The following is a 21767-nucleotide window of genomic DNA, read 5'->3' on the forward strand; positions in this document are numbered from 1 at the left end:
ACGTTATTGCGTCGAAGCGCGGATGGCCAGGGCGGAGCGGCTGGCTTCGAGCCCGCTGACCGCATCGCCATAGCCGGTGGCGGCGACGGCTTCGAAAATGCGCTCGGCTTCGGCAAAGCGGCGCAGATGATAATAGCTCCACGCGCGCAGGGTGAGCAGGTCATTGCGTTCCGGCGCGAACCGGGCCCGATGATTGAGCAGATCGATGGCCCGGGCATAGTCGCCGATGCCATAGGCGCTGGTCGCCTTCTGGGTGAGTATGGCGATTTCCAGTTCGACGATCCGCGCCTGGCTCAGGGGCGCGGCGGCAGCGGCAACGGCGGCCTCATCGCCCAGGCCAAGGCGGATAAAGGCCAGCGACTGCCCATAGGCGGCATCGCTGCGCGTCCGTTCCGAGCTTGACTGCAGGGCGCGGGCAAAGTGGTCGACGGCCTGGGCAGGCCGGTTGAGACCCATGAGGCACCAGGCATGGTTGAGCGCGCCGCCGGGGGAGAGGCTCGTGGCCGGCACGTAGTTCTGGCAGGACCGGCCGCCTGAACTGGCAGAGCCGCCCGATCCGCTGGACGGGGCAGCCTGGGCGACGCTCGCCTGAGCCGGCTTGCGGAATTCGGAAGCAGGCGGTGCGCGGCTGGTATCGCCGGGCCGCACCGGGCGTGGACGCGGCAAGGGCAGGGCGCCCGAGGCCGACGTGGCCGGGGCCGCCGAGGTTGCGTTGGCCTGACCGAACTGGGCGATGCGGGCCGAGCGACCGCCCCATTGCGCCCGGATGGATTCGACCGTGGCGCTGTTGCCCAGCGCATTGGCCGATACCATCAGCCCATAGGCGGCTGGTTCGAGATCGGCCTGCCAGCCGAGCGACAGGGTGAACCATTCGAAGGCCGTCTGGGGCTGCTGGTATTCATAGGCATACCAGCCCAGTTCCTGTGCAACATTGGCGCTGCGGGCCGACATGGCGGCGTCGACGATCCGGCCCAGCACGGTCTGCCCGACATCGGGGCGGCCCTCCACCGACAGCACAGCGGCAGCCACATCGAGGTAGAGTTCCGCCAGCGTCTCGGTATCGGCCCGATAATCGGCGATGGCCGCCTCGGCCGCGCGCGGATCGCGCAATTGCAGCAGGGTGACGCCCAGCCCCTCGGCCGAGGCTGCCGAGCTATCGGCCGCCATGGCCCTCTCGAACATGCGGCGCGCTTCGTTGGGGCGGCTCTGGTCCAGTTCGTAATAGCCGAGCAGGCGGAAATCTTCGGCATTTCCAGCTGCCTCGGCCTCGGTTTCGAGACGGGCCAGATCGGTGGCGAGCGGCTGTTCGTCGCCCTCTTCGAGGCTTGCAGCGACGGCGCTGCGCGCCAGGTCCAGGCGAATACTGGCAAATTCACCGAGACCCGCAGCATCCTGGCGCTCCAGTGCCAACAGGGCATCGAGCGCGGTGCGGTCGAGCAATTCGCTCGCCTTCTGAACCGTGGCGAGGCGTTCGGGGCCATTTTCGCAATTGTCGAGGACATAGCGGTAGGCGTCACTGGCCCGGGCCGCGGCACCGGTGCGGGCAAAAGCCTCTGCCACGCGCCAGAGATTGTCGACGCTTTCGCAGATCAGCAGTTGCGGATTGTTGGCGGCGACGGAAATCACGGCCTCATATTCGCCTGCATCGGAGGCATTGCGTAGCCTTTGCGTGGCCTCGCCCAGCGCCAGGCTTTGCAGCAGGTCTGCCGATGGTTGGTAATTGGGGTCCTTTTCCTGCAGCGCGGCAATGGCGGCACGCGTGCCGGCATAGTCCCCGGCGCTGAACAACTCCCAGATGGTGATGATGTCCTGATTGGGAGAAACGTCCTCGGCCAGCGGATCGGCCGGCGGCTGCCAGCCTGGATGGAGGATGCGAAGCCGGTCGATTTCCCGCTGCATGCGCTCAAGATCACCCTGGCGGGCAAAGTAGCGCAGCGCCGTCTCGTCGACCTCCGAGCTTCCCGCCTGCGCGGTTGCGGCAGGAGCCGCAGCGGGCGGCGTCGTATTGCCGGCAGGGGCCTCCGATGCCGGCTCGATGGTTGTCTGCACATCGAGCGGGGCCTGCGCCATCAGCCGGAACGGCTCGACCTTGGCCTGGGCACTGGCCGGGCCGAACTGGGCGGTCGTGAGGGTGAAGGATGCGCCCCCGATCAGGAGCAGGGGCAGGGCAATATAAAGGACTTTCACGATCCGGCCTCCACCAGGCAAGCCGGACTGTTGCGGCGCAGATGATCCAGCAACAGCAATTGCAGCGTTGCGGCGTAATAGCTGGTGGCCGACAGGCTGCGCAGGTCCTGGGGAACCGGCTTGCCGTCCAGCACACAATCCATCGCCGCCACGATCAGGCGATAGCCCGGCTCACCAATGGGTTCGAGCATCTGTCCGGAGACCACGTCGACCTTTCCCATTCCGAAGCTGCCGGCATTCTTGCGGAATGCCCTGATCGCTTCTGCGTCCAGTCCGGCCCGCATCAGGTAGAGCGGAACGCGGATGCCATTATAGCCGAACTCGGGCGGGAAATCTTCAGCCGGCTTCTGGCGGCCATCCTCCAACTGCACCCAGTCGGCGGGCACACCGGCGGTCGTCTGGCGCGCCCGGCGCAGGATTTCGAGGCCCGCGTCACTGACGCCCTGCCAGTTGATGGTCGGGCTGACCTCGGCAAAGACGGGAAAGGTCTCGTAGATCCAGTAAGAGGGGTTGAGCACCGGCCCGCCTTCGCCGGCGTCACGGTCGAAGCCCTCGGCCCCCGGCAGGATGACCGGAAGCCCATCCGCCGTCACCAGCATGGTTTCGCCAATGGTCTGGACGATCGGCAGGGCCAGGTCCAGGTAGGACTGTTCGCTCCAGGCGCGCGACGCCAGGATGAGGCCATAGGCGATCAGCATGTCGCCGTCGGTGGCATTGTTGATATCGGTGATATGCGGGCTGGCCTCTGGCTCCCAGCGCCAGGCGGCAAGCCCGTCGTCCCGTACCAGCAATTCGGTGCTGGTAAAGCTCCAGATACGCTCGAAACTGGCGCGGTCATCGGCGAGGGCTGAAAGGATCAGCCCATAGCCCTGACTTTCGCTGTGGCTGATGCCGCCATTGGCCGTATCGATGACCCGCCCTTCCGGGGAAACATAGGCGGAAAGGTAATCCTGCCATTCGGTTTCGGTGAACACCGTGCTGGCCGCGGCACTGCCGCCGAGGAGCGTCATGGACATGATGAGTGCGCTCAAAGCCTTCATTTGCGACGCCCCAATTGTGTCAGCACCAGCGACGAGGTGAAGGTGAGAATGACTGCCGCCAGAACCACGGCCGCAGCAAAGTAGAGCAGGTTGCCGGAAAACCAGTTGGCGGCGATCAGGCGCAGGTTGGTCAGCGAGAAGGGCTGCGTTTCAACCAGGACCGGTTGGGTGGCCTCAAGTGTTTCCACCCGGCCATCCTCGATCGAGATTGCCGCCAGCCGGCCGGAAACCTCGCGCCAGCGATCGGTGACGATCATCTGCTCGGTGCCGCTGCGCAGCGTGGCATTGTCCGACGCCGTCAGGACCGTCCAGAGCCCGCCTTCGCCGTGCCGGACCTGTGTCAGCACCGCCTCGTCGGACTTGGGCACATAAAGGCTGTCGCGAGGCCTGATGATCATCAGGTCGGCGAGTTGCAGCCCCACCTGGTCGAGCGCCCATTGCACCGGTTCGGGCAGGGTGCGCTGCTGTCCGGCCGTATCGAACTGATTGAGCGCGTCGTCTTCGGCGGAGGGCCTGAGGGCACTTGGAGCAATGCCGGTGCGCCCCACCACCGGAGACGGCATTTCGGTGAGGGGCATGACGATCAGCGCGTCGTCTCCGGGACCGACACTGGCGGCATCGGTTACCTCGAACGCGATGACATCGTCGGACGAGGCGGCAATGCGGGCGGCCAGCATCATGGCCGACAGGACCGCGTCCTCGGTATTGCCCAGCACGGCGGGCACGGATTCGCGCTCGGTATAGGGCCAGCCGGTGCCGGCCAGAACCAGCAGGTCCGGCACCACGCCGATGCGCGCATAGTCGGGAAAGCGGAGTTCGGAACTGTTGGACAAGACGAACCGCACCGGCGCCTGGCCGGTCCAGCCGGCGCTGCACACGCTATCGGTGGCCGATTGCACATTGACGGCAATGACCGCCTCGTTGCGCCCCGGCCGCAGGCTGGTCATGGGAATGCGGATCACAGACTTGCGCAGCTGGCCGCCATCGGTGCGCAGCAGCGGCGTCGCCGAGGCGATCTGCCCGTTGGTATAGACGTCGATCTCGCTGCCGGGCAGGACGTCTGCCGAATAGGCGGCATCGAGCACCAGGTCGAGCTCGCCATAGCGATAGGCGTAGAAATCGTAGGGCAGGTTGAATTGGACTTCCGTGGTCAGCCGCCGGCCGGTGAATTCGGCGGTGGGCATGGCCAGATCGGACAGGACAACCGATTGTCCGCTAAGGATCATGGGATGGGGGTCGGCAAGATCGATGCGCGGCAGCGAACCATCGCCGGCGCTGGCCAGAACCGCCTCCCCGGCGCGGGCCACAGATGCCCAATCGGGTCCGCTGACCACCAGGGTCGTGGCACCACTGGCAAGCGGCACAAGCGCTGCCAGCGGCGCTGCCTCGGCCTGGCTGCGGATGGCTGCGAGACTTTCCGGCAGATCGGCTGCGGGCATCACGACGAGGTCGAGTACCCCCGCCGCATAGCGCTCCGAGAGGGCATCGGCCACCTCGATATGCATCTGCGGCACGTGCAGCGCCAGCGCCAGCGCCTGACTGAGGCCCAGGAGGGTGGTGGCGGTCTGGCGTGAGGTCAGTTCGCGCGTGAGAAGGCGCACGCGGGTGGCGCCAGTTTCATCGACCCCCACAGCGGCGAGATCGGTCAGCTGCGTCAGCTGCCCCACGCCGTCCCCATCCAGAACCAGCTTCAGGTTCTGCGCGGGCAATTCGGTCCAGAGTTCATAGGTCGAGGCCACCGAACAATCGGTGCGGTGGCGCGCGACACTGGAAAATTCCACGACATTGGGCCCGGCGCGGAGGATGCCGGACGGCAGATCGATGGCGCGCGCGGCCGGAGCGCTGGAGGCACCAAGCGGCACGCTGGCAATCTCGGTCTGGTTGACGCGGACCCGCAGGTTGGAAATTTCGGGGGCGACGACGAGCGAATTGAGAAAGCCGAATTCGAGCCGTGCCGCGGCGCTGGCCTGGGCCTCGGTCAGATAGACGACCATGGAGGTGCGGCTTTCCTCGCCGGTCAGCAGCATGGACTGCTGGGGGAGGAGATAACGCGCGAACGGTTCGGCAAGCGCCGCGACCGGCGGCGGCGTGACCGCGCCCCCGGCTGGATCGCCTGGGGCGGTCTCGGGCGTCACACGGTCACTTTCGGGCGACATGTCGAACGGGGTGACCTGCGCCAGGGCGGGTATTGCGGCGGCAAGCATTGCGGCAAGCGAGAGGGTGGCCAATCTAGTCATTGGCGGCCTTCCCCGACCCGAAGCGCAGGAAATAGGTGAGGCCACGTCCGGTCTGGTAGAGCGCGATGCCAAGGAACCGGATGGTGCCGCGGATAATGCCGATATTGATCTGCCGGCTCCGCTGCCGGGCCTGCCAGGTGGCCGAATTGGCGAACAGCAGATCGGCGATCAGGCGGTAATCGAGGCCGCGCTCGGGCATGTAGCGGCAACCGAGGACAGCGCCCTTGCCCTGGGCCAGCACCGAGCGGATGAAGACCGATAGTTCGGTGACGCCGGCATCGGAAAGCGGAGTGAACTTGACCACGGTCGGCGCGCCGCGGGCGAGACCGGCGGCCCCGCCGGGCAGGCGGACCGCAAGCCCCCCGCTCGACACGTTGATGATCGCGCCCTTGACCCAGCTGCCATCGGCGGCCTGCACCTCGCAACGGCGCTCGATGGCCACGCGGCGGCTGGCGCGGATCTCCCGGCGTTCGGAAACCACGCCCAGCGCGCAACCCGCCAGGATCAGGTTGAAGATATTCCAGCCGCCCACCACCATGGTGACCTCGGCGCGATAGGGTTCGGCGCCGATCTTGAAGATGGTCATGCTGACCGCGACCAGCAGCAGCAGGAAGATGATGTAGAAGGGCCGCGCGAGCTCAGATAGCCGCGCCTTGTCGACGCTTTCGTCCTTGGCCGTGACATTGAATGTGGGCCGGCGCGGATTGCGGATCACCGAGAACAGCGCCCCCAACAGGTGCACCGACTGCACATATTCATAGAGCTCGGAAATCCATGGCCAGCGCCAGCGGCCAAACAGGGAGTTCTGCATGACCAGGTTCACCAGCACATAGGTGAGCGTATAGGCGGCAAAATCCCCGCCCGAGGCGGTGAAGATCTGCAGGTCGAAGAACAGGTAGCAGAACGGGGCGAACAGGAAGATCATGCGCGGCAGCGGAAACAGCCAGAACATGGTGCTGGAGAGGTAACTCAGCCGCTGCACCAGCTTGAGCCCGCGCTTGAACAGCGGAAAGCTGAACAGCATGATCTGCATCATGCCCTGGGCCCAGCGCGTCCGCTGGCCGATGAAGCTGGCAAAGGTCGCCGGCTGCAGTCCGGCCACCAGCGGCTTGTCGACATAGATCGAATTCCAGCCCCGGCTGTGCAGCTCGATGGCGGTTTCGCAATCCTCGGTGATCGAGCGCCCGGCAAAGCCATTGGTCGCCTGCAGCGCCTCGCGCCGCAACAGGGCCGCCGAACCGCAGAAGAAGGCAGCGTTCCAGCGGTCGAGCCCGCGCTGGATGATGCCGTAGAACATCTCGTTTTCCGACGGCATCACCTCGAAGGTGCGCAAGTTGCGCTCGACGGGGTCCGGATTGAGGAAGAAGTGCGGCGTCTGCACCAGGAACAGGCGCTCGTCCCGCGCGAAATAGGGTACGGTTTCCTGCAGGAAATCGCGGGCCGGGGCGTGGTCCGCGTCGAAAACGGCGACATACTCGCCGGCGGAATTGGCCAGGCCATTGTTGAGATTGCCGGCCTTGGCGTGCTCATTGGCCTCGCGCGTCAGATAGCGGCAATCGAGCTCGTCGCACAATTGGCGCAGAAGCTCGTAGCGATCCTGGGCGGCGCCGGCCACTTCGGGATCGGGATGGTTGCGCTTGGCATCGGTGCCGCCATCGTCGAGCAGCCAGACGGTGAAACGGTCGGTCGGATAGTCCATGGCCTTGGCGGCCGCCAGGGTGCCGGCCAGGAGCTCGTAGTCTTCGTTGTAGGTGGGGATGAATACATCCACCAGGGGCGCCGCCTCGCCTTCGGCCAGCCGCACCGATGGCCGGGAGGGAATGGGCTTGATGACCACGAACAGGCTGAGGAACAGCATGAGGATGCAGTACATCTCGGCCAGATACAGCAGCAGGCCGGGGATGAAGTCGGCGAGGTTGTCGACGGAAGGGATGGTGCTGGTGGTGCGCCAATAGGCGTAGCGCAGCACGATGATGGTGCCCAGCGCCAGCAGCAGCAGGCGCCAGTTGCCCTCGAACCCCAGAAGCTTGATCACCGCCATCAGCAGGATCAGCACCACGGCCATGACCAGGTGCACCTGCAGGCTCACCGGAATGGTCAGAAGCACCAGCGTGGCCGCTGCCGCCAGAAGCCAGATCAGGATGGTCAGCGCTTTGGACATGAGAACTCCGAAACCAGGCGCTGGTCAGTTCTGTCCGCCCGGCGGGGGCGGCACGATGACGGTATTGGTCGGCGGCAGGGGCACGGTGGGACCTGTAACCCCGCTGCCGGGTGGAGTGGGCACAACGGGCGTGCCCGTTGGTGTCGGCACGATGGGCGTGCCGGGTGGCGGGGTCACCACGACCGGCGTCTGCACGACCGGCACGGTCCTGACCGTGGGCGGCGTCGGGCGCGGCTGGGCCGGCGGGCGGCTGGTCGGGATCACCTCGGCAAAGCCCTGCGCGCCGACCGGCACGATCGGCGCCGACAAAGCCCCGATCCTGGCCGGGGCGCGGCCCGGTGGAAAGACGCTGACATCGAGCCGCAGCTGGTACATGACCGCGAGCAGTTCCTGCTCGGTGGCGCGCTGCTTGCACAATTGCAGGCGAATGAAGATGGTGCCGCGGCCCACCGAGCCCGAAGGGCGCGTGGTCGGTTCGATGCGCTGCCAGGCATAGATGCAGGTATCGCCATTGGCCGGCTTGCCGATGGCATAGCCGAACGGGCCATAGGCGTTCTGCACGTAATAGGGCGAAACCGCCATGCCGGTATCGGGCCAGGCTGCCAGTGCCTCCTCGGTCAGATTGACCTGGGTGAACGGCACGTCCTTGAGCCGGGCATCGGAGCCGTCACCGCCCGCGCCTTCGAACAGGATCACCGATATCTTGTTCTCGCCCGGCGTGCGCGCCTGGGTGACGAGGGAAATGTCCTGCTTGAGCGCATTGGGATAGGTGGTCGAGACGACCTTGGAAATGGCCGGACCGCCCACGGGCGGCATGATCATGGCATCGGCCGGGGTAACGATGCGCGCTTCCTGAGGCGGCAGTTCGCGCGTCGTCGAACAACCGGCCAGGCCGGCGACCAGCAGACTCAGCATAAGAAGCCGTGTCGCGGATTTGGAGAACGCTGTCACCCGCCGTGTCCTGACATGCCTGTTCAGAGGTTCAATTCTAACGCGTAATAACCCGAACAGGTGTGCCGCACGCGCAATACTGACCCAAGTGTGAAAAAATAAGGTAAACCAACAGCTAACGCCAGTGCAACTTTGCATCACCCGGCCACAGTTCGCGATAGACTTGGCATGTCTTTGCGCCCGGGTGGCAAGACTGGCACGGCGATTCGCTAAGGCTAGACCACCCGCAACAGGCTGGCATTTGCAACGATTTCATTGACGCTGTTATCGCCGGTTGCTAGAGCGCAGTAAACGGTTTCTGTCCTGCCGCGCAGGAGATGCCGACCCGCCCATTCGAGGAGAAAACGACATGGTTGAACTGTCCTTCCAGCTCTATAGCGCGCGCAATGTTCCGTCCTGGCCCGACTTCTATGCCAAGCTGGCCGCGCTCGGTTATCGCCAGGTCGAGGGCTTTGGCGGGCTCTATGACGATGCCGCAGGCCTCGCGGCTCTTCTCAAGAACAATGGCCTCGCCATGCCGACCGGCCATTTCGGGCTCGATCAGCTCGAAGACCGCGACACGGCGCTCAAGGCTGCCGAAACCCTGGGGATGAAGAAGATCATCTGCCCCTTCATCATGCCCGACCAGGACAGCAAGGACGAGTCGCAATGGCTGGCGCTGGCCGAGAAGCTGGCAGGCTTTCACGACATCTATTCTGCCGAAGGCTATGGCTTTGGCTGGCACAATCACCACTTCGAGTTTTTCCCGACCTCGACCGGCCGCACGCCAATGGAAGTGATCCTGGAAACGGCGCCGAAGATCGAGTGGGAATGCGACGTGGCCTGGGTGATTCGCGGCAAGGCCGATCCGGTGGCCTGGTTTGACCGCTATGGCGATCGCATCACCGCCGTTCACGTCAAGGATATCGCCCCCGAGGGCGAGAATGCCGATGAAGACGGCTGGGCCGATGTCGGCCATGGCGTGGTCGGCTGGTCCGATCTGATCAAGACCGTGCAGCAGAAGACCAAGGCCCAGTATTTCGTGGCCGAGCACGACAAGCCATCGGACGAGGTGCGCTTTGCCACCCGCTCGATCGAAACCGCGAAAAGCTGGAACTAGCCCACACGCAGGGCCCGCCCTGGCCTGATGGTGCCCACACAAATATGCGGCCGTCCGGACTTCCGGGCGGCCGCTTTCGTTCAGCCGAGCAGGAGCACCTGCAGGTCGGCCACATTGGTGCCGGTGGCGCCGGTCATCAGCAGGGCATTGGCGGCCTTTAGGGCGTGATAGGCATCGTTGTCAGCGAGGAAGGTCGCCGGATCGAGACCCTTGGCCGCAAGGGCCGGAACGGCGTGCGGATCGACCAGTCCACCGGCGGCATCGGTCGGGCCATCGCGGCCGTCGGTGCCGCCGGAAAGGAAAACCCAGGGCCGGGGGAGGGGGTGTTCGGAACACAGGGCAGCAAAGCGCAGGGCAAGCTCCTGATTGCGGCCGCCCTTGCCCTTGCCGGTCACCCGCACGCTGGTCTCTCCACCCGCCAGGATCGCCACCCTCTTGCCATTTCCGGCGCGGCCTGCGGCGGCGTGAAAGGCTTCGGCCGCCGCCTGCACATCGCCCTCGAGCCAGCGGGACAGCACCATGGTGCCATAGCCGGCGGCGCCGGCCGCCGCTTCCATGGCCGAGAGGCTGATGCTGTTGGCGCCGACCAGAACATTGTCGATGCCGGACGGCGCCGGGGCAGGCGCCATGGCAGCGCGCGCCTCAAGATGGGCACGCACCGGACGGGGGAGGCGATCGAGCAGGCCGAGCTCGCGGACGACCGCCAAAGCCGCGCCGGGCGCGGCGCTATCGGCAACGGTTGGGCCCGAGGCAATGATCGAAAGGTCGTCGCCAGGCACGTCGGACAGGATCAGGGCAAGGCCTTGCGCCGGGGCGATGGCGCGGGCCAGCCCGCCACCCTTGAGGCGCGACAGCGCCTTGCGCACGGTGTTCATGGCGACGATATCGGCGCCCGATTTCAGCAGCAGGTCGTTGGTCGCGATCTTGTCGGCAAGGCTGACGCCGGCAACCGGCGCCGGGAGCAGGGCCGAAGCGCCGCCCGAAATGAGGCACAGGACCATTTCGCCTGGCCCTGCAGCACCGGCGATCCGTTCGATTTCATTGGCGGCAGCCTCGCCCTTGTCGTCGGGCAGGGGGTGGGAGGCGCCCAAGACCCTCGCACCGTCAACGGCCCGGACATTCTCGTAATTGGTAACGGCGAGCACCGCGCCGCGCCTGTTCGGTGCGACATGGTCGAGAGCCGCCTCCACCATGGGCAGGGCACCCTTGCCCGCGGCGATGATGTGGATGCGGCTAGCCGAAGACAGCTTGGCAGCGTGCCGGACGAGATAATCGGCCACCGCATGATGGGGATCGGCCGCTTTGACACCCGCCATGAACAGCGCCGAAGCGTCGGCTTTCATGTGCTCCAAGTCCATGGTTCCGGCCTCCATTTCCCTGGAAGCGGGTATGCATGGTCCGGCCGGGGATGAAAAGCCCAAACCCGGACAATGCGTCCACAGGCCTATTCCCAGGTGTCCAGCATCGAGGCGGCCACGAAATCGAGGTGGCGGGCCATGGCGGCGCGTGCGGCCTCCGCATTGCCACTGACCACGGCGGCCACGATGGCCTCGTGATCGGCCAGGATGTGTTCGCGTGTGTCCCCGATATCGGAGAGGTGCTGGTGAAAACGGGTGTCCACTTCACCCCGGCGCGAGGTCCACAAGGAATCGAGGGTTTCCCGCAGCACCGCATTGCCGCAGGCGTCGGCCAGGGTCATGTGCAGAGTGCGATCGCTTTCCGAGGACCATTCCCCGGCCGCGGTTTCGGCGCGCATCCGGCGCAGGGTTTCGGCCAGACGCACCGTGCCTTCCGGCGACATCTGCTGGCTGGCCAGCGCCGCAGCTTCCGGCTCGAGCAGGCGCCGCACGGCCATGATTTCGAGCGGCGAAGGGCTGAGCTCGGGCAGGCTGACCGCGCCGCCCATGCGCTCGCGCACAAAGGCCCCGACGCCGACGCGGACCTCGACGAGCCCGGCCACTTCCAGCGCAATCAGCGCCTCGCGCACCGTGGGTCTTGAAACCCCCAGATTATTGGCGAGATCGCGTTCGGAGGGCAGTTGATGGCCGGGCGCGACGGCGCCGCCGAGGATCTGATCGCGGATCTGATCGGCAATCTGAATATAGAGTTTTCGGTTCGAGACGGCCTGCAGCTTCATTGCCCCTCCATGACTCTCTCATAGCGCTGCCGATGTCGCCTGTCCACTGGTCAGACCACTTGACAGCCTGGCAGATATCGTCTTTCCTCCGAGCCCAGTAAGCACCTGCGGCACAAGCAGGGCTGCGGGAGGACAGCATGGACCACAAGAGCGAGGATCACGCCGCCGCGGCTGTCGTGCCGCTCGTGGCCATGGAAGGGATCGACAAGTCCTTTCCGGGCGTCCGCGCGCTGTCCCAGGTCCGGTTCGAGCTGCTGCCCGGCGAGGTCCATGCCTTGATGGGCGAGAACGGCGCGGGCAAGTCCACGCTGATGAAAATCCTCTCGGGCGTCTATTCCCGCGATGGCGGACAGGTTCGCCTCAATGGCAAGCCGGTCGAGATCACCTCGCCGCGCCAGGCCCAGGACATGGGCGTCAGCATCATCCATCAGGAACTGGCGCTGATGCGGGACCTGACCGCCGCGCAGAATATCTTTATCGGCCGCGAGCCGCGCCGCTTCGGCATTCTCGACGAGGGGCAGCTCAACCGGGACGCGGCGGCAATCTTTGCCTCGATGAACCTCAAGCTCGATCCGACGGTCAAGGTCGAGACCCTGACCATCGCCAAGCAGCAGATGGTGGAAATCGCCAAGGCCCTGTCATACCGGGCGCGCATCCTGATCATGGACGAGCCGACCGCGGCGCTGAACGACGCGGAAATCGCCGAACTGTTCACCATCATCAACCGGCTCAAGGCCGAGGGTGTGGGCGTGGTCTATATCTCGCACAAGATGGACGAGATCAAACGCATTTCGGACCGGGTCACGGTGATGCGCGACGGCGAATATGTCGGCACGGTCGCGGCCGCCGACACCCCCATCGAGACCATCATTTCGATGATGGTGGGGCGCACCCTGAGCCAGCAGGAGCCGGTAGTGCCCGGGTCTGCGGATGCCGAAATCGCGCTCGAAGTGCGCAACCTGCGCCGGGGCCGCGAAATCCGCGATGTCAGTTTTTCCGTGCGCAAGGGCGAAATCCTGGGCTTTGCCGGCCTGATGGGCGCCGGGCGCACCGAGGTGGCGCGGGCCATATTTGGTGCCGACCGTCGCGAGGGCGGAGAAATCTGGGTGCATGGGACGCGGCGGGGGATTTCGTCCCCGCGCGACGCGGTGGCGGCAGGCATCGGTTATCTCTCGGAGGACCGCAAGCTCTTCGGTCTCGCGACCGGACTCGATGTGCGCAACAATATTGCCCTGGCGAGCCTCGAACGCTTTACTGGTCCCGCGGGCATTCTCGACGAGGCCGGCATGGAAACGGCCGCCAAGGATCATATCCGCCAGCTTGCCATCAAGACCCCCAGCGATACCCAGGAAGCCCGGCTGCTCTCGGGCGGCAACCAGCAGAAGGTGGTCATCGCCAAATGGCTGCTGCGGGACTGCGATATCCTGATTTTCGACGAACCGACGCGCGGCATCGATGTCGGGGCCAAGTCGGAAATCTACAAGCTGCTCAACAATCTCGCCGCCCAGGGCAAGGCCATTGTGGTGATCTCCTCGGAGCTGCCCGAAGTGCTGCGCCTCAGCCACCGCATTGCGGTGATGTGCGAGGGGCGCCTGACTGGTGTCTTGCCCGGCGGGTCCAGCCAGCAGGAGATCATGCGCCTTGCCACCCTGCGCGAACCGGCAATGGAGGTTCGCCATGCGGGGTGATCTTGCGCCGATCTTGCAGTCGACACCCTCCTCTTTGTGGGGAGGGGATAGTTTAGCCCCGAGATCGGGGCTCTCTCACCCCCTCCCAGCCTCCCCCTTCAAGGGGGAGGTGCCGTCTGGTGATTGTGACGGTCATCCTGCTCCACACCCGACAAGCACGCCGGAGAAAACTCATGACTGACACCGCCGTCGCCCCAGCCAAGCCGGGCATTCGCATTTCCGGCGCCTTTCACCGGCTCCTGGCCTTTTCCGGGCTGATCGCGCTGGTCGTGGTGTTCTCGCTGGCTTCGCCCAATTTCATGCAGACCCAGAACATCCTGGCCATCCTGCAGGCGACTTCGGTCAATGGCGTGCTGGCGATCGCCGCGACCCTGGTCATCATCACCGGCGGGATTGATCTGTCGGTCGGGACGCTGATGACCTTTTGCGCCGTCATTACCGGCGTCGTCCTGACTTTTCTGGGCATGCCGCTGCCGCTGGGCATTGCCGCCGCGATCCTGGCGGGCATGACCTGCGGCCTGATCTCGGGCTTCATCGTCGCCAAGCTCAAGGTGCCGCCCTTCATCGCCACCCTGGGCATGATGCTGATCCTCAAGGGCCTGTCTCTGGTCATTTCCGGCACCAAGCCGATCTATTTCAACAATACGCCCGGCTTCACGCAGATTTCCCAGGGCTCGATCGTCGGCGCCGTCATTCCGGCCCTGCCCATTCCCAATGGCGTCTTGATCCTGTTCGGCGTGGCGGCTCTCGCGGCCTTCGTGCTCGGCAAGACGGCTCTGGGCCGCTACACCTTTGCGCTCGGTTCCAATGAAGAGGCCGTGCGCCTTTCGGGCGTCAATGTCGATGGCTGGAAGATCGCCGTCTATGCCACGGCCGGCGCCATCTGCGGCGTAGCCGGCCTGCTCATCGCCAGCCGTCTCAATTCGGCCCAGCCGGCACTGGGGCAAGGCTATGAACTCGACGCCATCGCGGCGGTGGTCATCGGCGGCACCTCGTTGTCGGGTGGCCGCGGCACTGTGCTCGGCACGCTGATCGGCGCGCTCATCATTTCCGTGCTGGCCAATGGCCTGCGCATCCTATCGGTGGCCCAGGAATGGCAGACGGTCGTGACCGGCACCATCATCATCCTGGCCGTCTATGCCGACATACTGCGGCGCCGCACCCTTTAGGCACCGAACCCAACCGCGCCCACCGCGCCAAAAAGAAGAAGAACAATGCCAACTCCATTCAAAGCAGCATCCGGGAGGAAAACCATGCTCAACCGCCGCACCCTGCTCGGCGCCCTCAGCGCCATCGCCATGCTCGCCGCAAGCGGCCCCGCCATGGCGCAGGACAACTACGATATCGCCCTGATTTCCAAGGGCTTCCAGCACCAGTTCTGGCAGGCCGTGAAGGCCGGTGCCGACCAGGCCGCCGCCGACCTCGGTGTCACCGTGACCTTTGAAGGTCCGGAAACCGAAAGCCAGGTCGACCGCCAGATGGACATGCTGGCCGCAGCCCTCTCGCGTGGTCCCGACGCCATCGGCTTTGCCGCGCTCGACAGTCAGGCCGCCATCCCCCTGCTGCAGCAGGCCAAGGATGCGGGTATCCCGGTCATCGCCTTCGACTCCGGCGTCGACAGCGACATTCCGCTCTCGACGGCAACCACCGATAACGTTGCGGCGGCCGCGCTCGCTGCCGACGTGATGGCCGAACTGATCGGCGGCGAAGGCAAGGTCGCCATTGTCGCGCATGACCAGACCAGCCGCACCGGCATCGACCGCGTCGACGGGTTCTCCAACCGCATCAAGGAAGCCTATCCCAATATCGAGATCGTCTCGGTGCAGTATGGGGCTGGCGACCAATTGCAGTCGACCGAGATCACCAAGTCGATCCTGCTGGCCAATCCGGACCTCAAGGGCATTTTCGGTGCCAATGAAGGGTCGGCCCTGGGCGTTGCCAATGGCAAGCAGGAACTGGGCAGCGATATCGTCGTCATCGGCTACGATTCCGGCGCCGCCCAGAAGGCCTTCATCGAAAGCGGCGTGATGAACGGCGCGATCACCCAGAACCCGGTGGGCATCGGCTACCAGACCGTGCAGGCTGCAGTCAGCGCGCTCAAGGGCGAAACCCTGCCGCCGGTCATCGACACCGGGTTCTTCTACTACGACAAGGACAACATGGCCGATCCCGAAATCGCGGCCGTGCTGTACGACTAAGACCCACTGGCTCGGATCACCTCTCCCCTGAGGGGAGAGGTCGATGCGCAGCATCGGGTGAGGGGTTCAGTGCCGCATATCGCGCAGTGGCTCCAACGGGCCCTGAACCCCTCACCCCCACCCTCTCCCCTCAGGGGAGAGGGAGTCCTAGACCCGGATTCGGAACAAGCAATGGCTGATCTCACAGGAAAGATCGTTCTCATCACCGCTGCCGCCCAGGGCATCGGCAGGGCCTCGGCCGAGGCCTTTGCCAGGGCGGGTGCCAGGGTGATCGCGACCGATATCAATGCGGAGCGGCTCGGCGACCTTTCCGGCACGCCGGGGGTGACGACGCGGGTTCTCGACGTGCTGTCGGATACTGAGGTGAACCGGGCCGTTGCCGAGATCGGCCATATCGATGTGCTCTTCAACTGCGCCGGCGTGGTGCATTCCGGCACCGTGCTGGAGATGAGCGACAGGGACCTCGACTTCGCGCTCGACCTCAATGTGAAGGCGCAGATCCGCACCATCAGAGCCGTGCTGCCGCAGATGATGGCGCGCAAGGATGGCGCCATCATCAACATGGCAACGGTGGCCTCATCGGTGAAGGGCGTGCCCAACCGGGCGGCCTATTCGATTTCCAAGGCGGCGGTGATCGGGCTGACCAAGTCGGTGGCATCGGATTTTGTCACCAGCAATATCCGTATCAACGCCATCTGTCCGGGCACGGTGGAAAGCCCGAGCCTGCACGAGCGCTGGCACGCCACTGGCGATTTCGAGGGCGCAAGAAAGGCCTTCATCGCCCGCCAGCCCATCGGCCGCATCGCGCGGCCGGACGAGGTTGCGGACCTGGCGGTCTATCTGGCCGGCGCGACCTATACGACAGGGCAGATCCACGTCATCGACGGCGGCTGGACGGGATAGGGCTTCCGTCGCACGACCTCGTCCTTCGACAGGCTCAGGATGAGGTCTACTGAGATTTTTGAGCAGACCTCATGGTGAGCTTGTCGAACCACGAGGTCGGGGCACCGAGTACACAATGACCAGGATCACCTCCCTTTCCACCCACGACCTCCGGTTTCCCACCTCGGCCTCGCTCGACGGGTCGGATGCGATGAACCCCGATCCGGATTATTCGGCTGCCTATGTGGTTCTGGGCACCGACGGTGCGCATGAGGGGCACGGGATGACCTTCACCATCGGGCGCGGCAATGAAGTGGTGGTGGCGGCCATCCGGGCGCTCGAAAGCCGTGTGATCGGCCTGGAGCTGGACTGGATCGCCGAAAATCCCGGCCGCTTCTGGCGCCATGTCACCGGCGACAGCCAGCTGCGCTGGATCGGCCCCGATAAGGGCGCCATGCATCTGGCAACCGGGGCCGTGGTCAACGCGGTCTGGGACCTGCTCGCCAAGGCGGCCAACAAGCCTGTCTGGCGCTATGTCGCCGACATGAGCCCGGAACAGCTTGTCTCCATTGTCGACTTCCGCTACCTGACCGACGCCATTACACCGGACGAGGCCCTCAGCATTTTCCGCAAGGCGGAGGCCGGCAAGGCCGAGCGCATCGCCACTTTGGAGGCCGAGGGCTACAAATGCTACACCACATCCGCGGGTTGGCTGGGCTATTCCAATGAGAAGCTGACGCGGCTGGCGACAGAGGCAGTCGAAGCCGGTTTCAGCCATATCAAGATGAAGGTCGGCCGCGACCTCGATGACGATATCCGCCGGCTCGAAATCGTCCGCGCCATCATGGGGCCGGATCGCTATCTGATGATCGATGCCAACCAGGTCTGGGAAGTCGGCCAGGCTATCGACTGGGTCGGGGCCCTGAGCCGGTTCAACCCCTATTTCATCGAAGAGCCGACCAGCCCGGACGATGTTTCGGGGCATCGCGCCATCCGCCAGGCCATTTCCCCCGTGAAAGTGGCAACAGGGGAGATGTGCCAGAACCGCATCCTGTTCAAGCAGTTCATCAAGGACGAGGCCATCGACATCGTCCAGATCGACGCCTGCCGTATCGGTGGGCTCAACGAGGTGCTGAGCGTGCTGCTGATGGCGGCCAAATACGGCAAGCCGGTCTGGCCACATGCGGGCGGCGTGGGCCTGTGCGAATATGTGCAGCATCTCTCGATGATCGACTATCTGGTGGTGTCCGGATCCAAGGAGGGACGGGTGATCGAATATGTCGACCACCTGCATGAACACTTCATCGATCCCTGCGTGATCCGCAACGCCGCCTATATGCCGCCCAGCCTGCCGGGCTTCTCCATCGAGATGAAGCCGGAGTCCATCCGCGACAACACGTTTGCCGGTTAGAGCTGTCGTTCTGATTGAATCAGAACGACAGCTCTAACTCTTTATTCGGTCGCGCTTTCGAACCAGAAAAGTGGTGTCCACTTTTCTTGAAAACGCTCTAAGTGGTCTTGTCCGTCTCGATCAGGCGCACATCCGCCTCCTTGCAGACGCGGCGGATCGAGTCCAAAGGGCACTGGTCGGTGATGAAGTAATCGGCCTGGTCAAGATGGCCGATGCGCACCGGGGCGGTGCGGGTGAACTTGGTCGCATCGGACACGACGATCACCTGCCTGGCATTGGCGATGATCGCCTGGGCGACTTTGACCTCGCGATAGTCGAAATCGAGCAGGGCCCCGTCGGGATCGATGGCAGACACGCCGATGACGGCGATATCGACCTTGAACTGGCGGATGAAATCGACCGCCGCTTCCCCGACAATGCCGCCATCGGATGGCCGGACCACGCCGCCGGCGATCACCACTTCCGTGCCCGGCGCGGTGCGCAGGTGATTGGCGACATTGATATTGTTGGTGATGACCATGAGGCCGCGATGCCCGGTCAGCGCCTGGCTGACGGCCTCGGTGGTGGTGCCGATATTGATAAAGAGCGAGGCATGGTCGGGAATGATGGTGGCCGCAGCCTGCCCGATGGCGCGCTTGGCCGAAGGGGCGATCTGCCGGCGCGCCTCATATTCGACATTCTCGACCCCGGAGGGATGCATGGCGCCGCCATGGGTGCGCTTGAGCGCACCGCGGTCGCACAGGGCGTTGAGATCCTTGCGGATGGTCTGGGGGGTAACGGCAAAGGCGGCAACCAGGGTCTCGACCGTCACTTCGCCGGCCTGCCGGGCCAGTTCGACGATCTTGGACTGCCGCATGGACGGGTTCATTTCCGTTCCTCCGCTTTCGCTTTGTGCATAAACGAAAGCGGAGAGAGGGGGAAGGTGGTCCGGCAGGTCGTCACCCTCCCCCTCGAGGGGAGGGTGAAGGTGAGGGAGTTAGTGGCCGGCCCGTTTCGACCATTTCACCTGCGGGACGAAGTCGAAATCCGTGTCGAATGGATAGGTTGGCCGCGGCATGTGCCTGCGCTCGGTGCGTTCCACGAACTGATCCACCACGCCGGGCGACAGGGCCATGATGCCCGGATTGGCCAGGGGGCCAAGCTCGGGCGAGAGATAGCCGGATTTGACCGCGATGATGCGGGCGGCATCGGGGTCGAGGCCCAGCCGGGTCAAGTCGGCAATATTGTGGAAGGGGCGCCGGCGCGCCGTCAGCACGAGGTCCACGCCGCCGACGCGCACCACCGCCTCACGCAGGCGCGGCTCGCCGGTTTCGAGGAGAAACAGCACTTCGGCCTCGGCATCGACCGGTGTGCTCGCCGGATCAAGGCTGGCGCCGATATGCAGCCTGAGCTTTGCCCCGATCCCGGCGGCATAGGCAGCCTCGGTTGCGGCCTTGTCGGCAATGCCGGCGAAGATGACACCGGTGGCGCCCTTTTCGATCAGCGCGGCCAAAACTTCCGCGCGGTCGCCCACGCCGCCCCCGGTGGGGTTGTCGCCGGATTCGGCGAGCACGACCGGGTGTGTCGGGCTGGCAATGGCGCGTTCGACGCATTCGGCAATCGAGCCGGTCTGCATGCCGAAGACGAAGCCTTCGCGGATGGCCCAGTAGTCCTGGGCGAGATGGGTGGCGGCCGTTTCAATCGCCCTACGATCAGTGCCCGTGACGACGGCACAGGCCGTGGCGCGCGGCTCGTCGGCCCAGACATAGCCCACCTGGAAACTGGCGTCCCAGACGCCGGACGGCTCTTCGACCTGGTGGAGCTGGGTATAGAAGCTGCGGGCCGGTTCGTCCTGGGTTGAGGTGCGCTCGCCCGGCAGCAGCACCGGCACCGGAGCCCAGGCCAGAATGGGCCGCTCGCCATTGCGCAGGGCCCGCACCAGCATGGTGACGGCGCGGCGCATGGTGTCCTGCACGTCGATATGGGGCGCGGTGCGATAGGTGGAGAACATGTCCAGCCCATCGATGATCGCCTGGCTGATATTGCCATGCAGGTCGTAGGAGGCCGAAATCAGCACGTCCGGGCCAACTGTTTCGCGCACGGCAGAAATGAAATCGCCCTCGGCATCGAACAGGCCATCGACGAACATGGCGCCATGCATGGGCAGATAGACGCCATCGAGCGGCATGGCGCCGCGCAGGCCATCGAGGATCTCGGCTTTCCAGGTCTCGTAGGTGTCGCGGGCCACCGGGCCGCCGGCAATGGCCCTGGCGTGCAGGATGGTGACGAACTCCGCCGGAAAATGCGTCAGGAAGTCGAAATACTGGTCCTTGAGCATGGCCGGGCCACGCAGCACCCGGAAATCCTCGGCGCGATTGAGAACGGGATTATAGGTGCTGCATTCAATATGCAGCCCGGCAACGGCAATGCGCATCTTCGAAATCACTCCGTAAGGCAAATCGCTCCGGTGGAGCGATTTGAGGTTGAGAGGGCCATGAGGGCTACGCCCGAATGGCTTGATGGGTCGCGACCTTGCGGGGCGTGAGGCGGCCGGTCAGTAACAGGCTGAGCAGCAGGACGGGGATGACACAGGCGACGCCGAGCCGGATATCGCTGTGCTCGGCGACAAAGCCAATCAGCGGCGGCCCGATGAGAAAACCGGTCAGGGCCACGAAGGACAGAACGGCGACATTGGCTGAAGCGGCGCGGTCGCCAATGCCGGCGGCGGCCGTAACGGCCAGCGGGAAGCCGACCGAGACACCGACCCCGACAATGCCGAAGCCGACCACGGCGATCTCGATGCCCGGCGCGAGGTAAAGCAGGATGCCGCCCAGGACAGCCAGGGAGCCGCAGAGCCGCGCCGTGCCCACAGCGCCAAACCGGCGCTTGAGCAGATCACCGCCGAACCGGCCGGTGGCGACCATCAGGGCAAAGATGGAATAGCCCAGGCCAACCACACCGCCTTCTCCGCCCAGCGCGTCGCGCAGGAAAATCGCCGACCAGTCGGCCATGGCGCCCTCGGTCATGGTGATGCCGAAGACGAAGAGGCAGATGCCGATCAGCGCCGGGCTGGGCAGCGACCAGGCCGACCGCTGCGGCGTGCCGGTTTCGGCGGCATCGGTGAGCCGGGGCAGGGCCGTGCCTGCGAGAAGTGCGATGGGCAGGACCAGCGCGGCCAAGAGCGGCACGGCCAGGCCGGGCGTGACGCCGAGCGCCGCAAAGCCCGAACCGATGAGGCTGCCCGTCATGATACCCAGCGACCAGCAGCCGTGGGCGGTGTTCATGATCAGTTTGCCGGACTGCTTCTCGACCAGGTCCGCCTGCACGTTGAGCCCGAGCTCGACAAAGGAAATGGCCGAGCCCGCCAGCATCAGGGCGATGAACAGCAGCACCGGATCGGGCGCCAGAACCGGCAGGCTGGTGGCCAGAGAATAGAACACAAAACCGGAAATGATGGCCGCGCGCGCCCCGATCCGTCCGACCAGCGGGCCGGCAAAGGGCAGGGTCAGGAGCGTGCCGACCGGCATGCCCAGAAGCGCCAGGGCCAGCGCCGCCGGTCCCAGGCCCAGGTTGGCCTGCACCTCGGGAATGCGCGGCAGCCATGAGCCGAAGGCCACCGGCTGCAGGAAGAAGACCAGCATGACGAGGCGCTGAGGGGTGAGCAAGGGCATGGTGCGAACCATTCAATACAGTGACCTTAATAACCCCCCTCACCCGTCTCGGCCTTTGGCCGATCCACCCTCTCCCACGAGGGGAGAGGGGTGCGTTGGTGGTCGCTCAACCTCGGTGCTGCCTTC

16 protein-coding genes are annotated in these 21767 nt (G+C 65.1%); 6 read left to right on the forward strand and 10 right to left on the reverse strand.

All coding sequences use genetic code 11. The annotated features are described in order from the left end of the window. Positions 1–3: 3 nt before the first annotated feature. The 5 genes from KIT02_RS14765 to bcsN are packed head-to-tail and all read right to left on the reverse strand — an operon-like array spanning position 4 to position 8540. Complete coding sequence (locus KIT02_RS14765) at positions 4–2187, reverse strand: cellulose synthase (RefSeq protein ID WP_297579206.1); 2184 nt, start codon at positions 2185–2187, stop codon at positions 4–6. Further along, positions 2184–3203, reverse strand: a complete 1020-nt coding sequence (locus KIT02_RS14770; RefSeq protein WP_297579209.1) for a glycosyl hydrolase family 8 — start codon at positions 3201–3203, stop codon at positions 2184–2186. The genes KIT02_RS14765 and KIT02_RS14770 overlap by 4 nt, the downstream gene beginning before the upstream one ends. 20 nt (positions 3204–3223) lie before the next feature. Next, entirely contained in the window at positions 3224–5464 is a 2241-nt protein-coding gene (locus KIT02_RS14775) for a cellulose biosynthesis cyclic di-GMP-binding regulatory protein BcsB (protein ID WP_297579212.1), read from the reverse strand. Next, positions 5457–7625 (reverse strand): UDP-forming cellulose synthase catalytic subunit, encoded by a 2169-nt coding sequence (bcsA, locus tag KIT02_RS14780; RefSeq protein WP_297579215.1) that lies wholly within the window; start codon positions 7623–7625, stop codon positions 5457–5459. The genes KIT02_RS14775 and bcsA overlap by 8 nt, the downstream gene beginning before the upstream one ends. Positions 7626–7649: 24 nt before the next feature. Then, entirely contained in the window at positions 7650–8540 is an 891-nt protein-coding gene (gene bcsN / locus KIT02_RS14785) for a cellulose biosynthesis protein BcsN (RefSeq protein ID WP_297579219.1), read from the reverse strand. Between the two features lie 385 nt (positions 8541–8925). On the opposite strand from bcsN, the gene KIT02_RS14790 reads away from it, so the two are divergent. After that, a complete protein-coding gene (locus tag KIT02_RS14790) occupies positions 8926–9675 on the forward strand; it encodes a sugar phosphate isomerase/epimerase (protein ID WP_297579222.1) in 750 nt (249 codons plus the stop codon). A gap of 80 nt (positions 9676–9755) precedes the next feature. Here KIT02_RS14790 and KIT02_RS14795 read toward each other — a convergent pair whose 3' ends face one another. Both KIT02_RS14795 and KIT02_RS14800 read right to left on the reverse strand, forming a co-directional pair. Then, on the reverse strand, positions 9756–11033 hold the full coding sequence (locus tag KIT02_RS14795; protein WP_297579225.1) for a DUF4147 domain-containing protein: 1278 nt from the start codon (positions 11031–11033) through the stop codon (positions 9756–9758). 86 nt (positions 11034–11119) lie between these two features. Further along, entirely contained in the window at positions 11120–11812 is a 693-nt protein-coding gene (locus tag KIT02_RS14800; protein ID WP_297579228.1) for a FadR/GntR family transcriptional regulator, read from the reverse strand. Positions 11813–11949: 137 nt separating this feature from the next. Between KIT02_RS14800 and KIT02_RS14805 the strand changes: the two genes are divergently transcribed. The 5 genes from KIT02_RS14805 (at position 11950) to KIT02_RS14825 (ending at position 17991) form a co-directional block, all read left to right on the forward strand. Then, a complete protein-coding gene (locus KIT02_RS14805) occupies positions 11950–13500 on the forward strand; it encodes a sugar ABC transporter ATP-binding protein (protein WP_297579231.1) in 1551 nt (516 codons plus the stop codon). 173 nt (positions 13501–13673) lie between these two features. Beyond that, entirely contained in the window at positions 13674–14669 is a 996-nt protein-coding gene (locus KIT02_RS14810) for an ABC transporter permease (RefSeq protein ID WP_297579233.1), read from the forward strand. 84 nt (positions 14670–14753) lie between these two features. Next, a complete protein-coding gene (locus KIT02_RS14815) occupies positions 14754–15698 on the forward strand; it encodes an ABC transporter substrate-binding protein (RefSeq protein WP_297579236.1) in 945 nt (314 codons plus the stop codon). 171 nt (positions 15699–15869) lie between these two features. After that, entirely contained in the window at positions 15870–16601 is a 732-nt protein-coding gene (locus KIT02_RS14820) for an SDR family oxidoreductase (protein WP_297579239.1), read from the forward strand. A 115-nt stretch (positions 16602–16716) separates the two neighbouring features. Further along, a complete protein-coding gene (locus KIT02_RS14825) occupies positions 16717–17991 on the forward strand; it encodes an L-fuconate dehydratase (RefSeq protein WP_297579242.1) in 1275 nt (424 codons plus the stop codon). A gap of 97 nt (positions 17992–18088) precedes the next feature. Here the strand turns inward: KIT02_RS14825 and KIT02_RS14830 are convergent, their stop codons facing one another. The 3 genes from KIT02_RS14830 to KIT02_RS14840 all read right to left on the reverse strand — a co-directional run bounded on the left by KIT02_RS14830 (position 18089) and on the right by KIT02_RS14840 (position 21641). Further along, positions 18089–18859, reverse strand: a complete 771-nt coding sequence (locus KIT02_RS14830) for a DeoR/GlpR family DNA-binding transcription regulator (RefSeq protein WP_297579245.1) — start codon at positions 18857–18859, stop codon at positions 18089–18091. Positions 18860–18967: 108 nt separating this feature from the next. Beyond that, positions 18968–20404 (reverse strand): M81 family metallopeptidase, encoded by a 1437-nt coding sequence (locus tag KIT02_RS14835; protein WP_297579247.1) that lies wholly within the window; start codon positions 20402–20404, stop codon positions 18968–18970. Between the two features lie 67 nt (positions 20405–20471). Continuing rightward, the gene (locus tag KIT02_RS14840; protein ID WP_297579250.1) at positions 20472–21641 is read right to left on the reverse strand and encodes an MFS transporter; all 1170 of its coding nucleotides are present in this window, start codon (positions 21639–21641) and stop codon (positions 20472–20474) included. Positions 21642–21767: the final 126 nt, after the last annotated feature.

This window comes from Devosia sp. (assembly GCF_025809055.1).
Classification (GTDB): domain Bacteria; phylum Pseudomonadota; class Alphaproteobacteria; order Rhizobiales; family Devosiaceae; genus Devosia.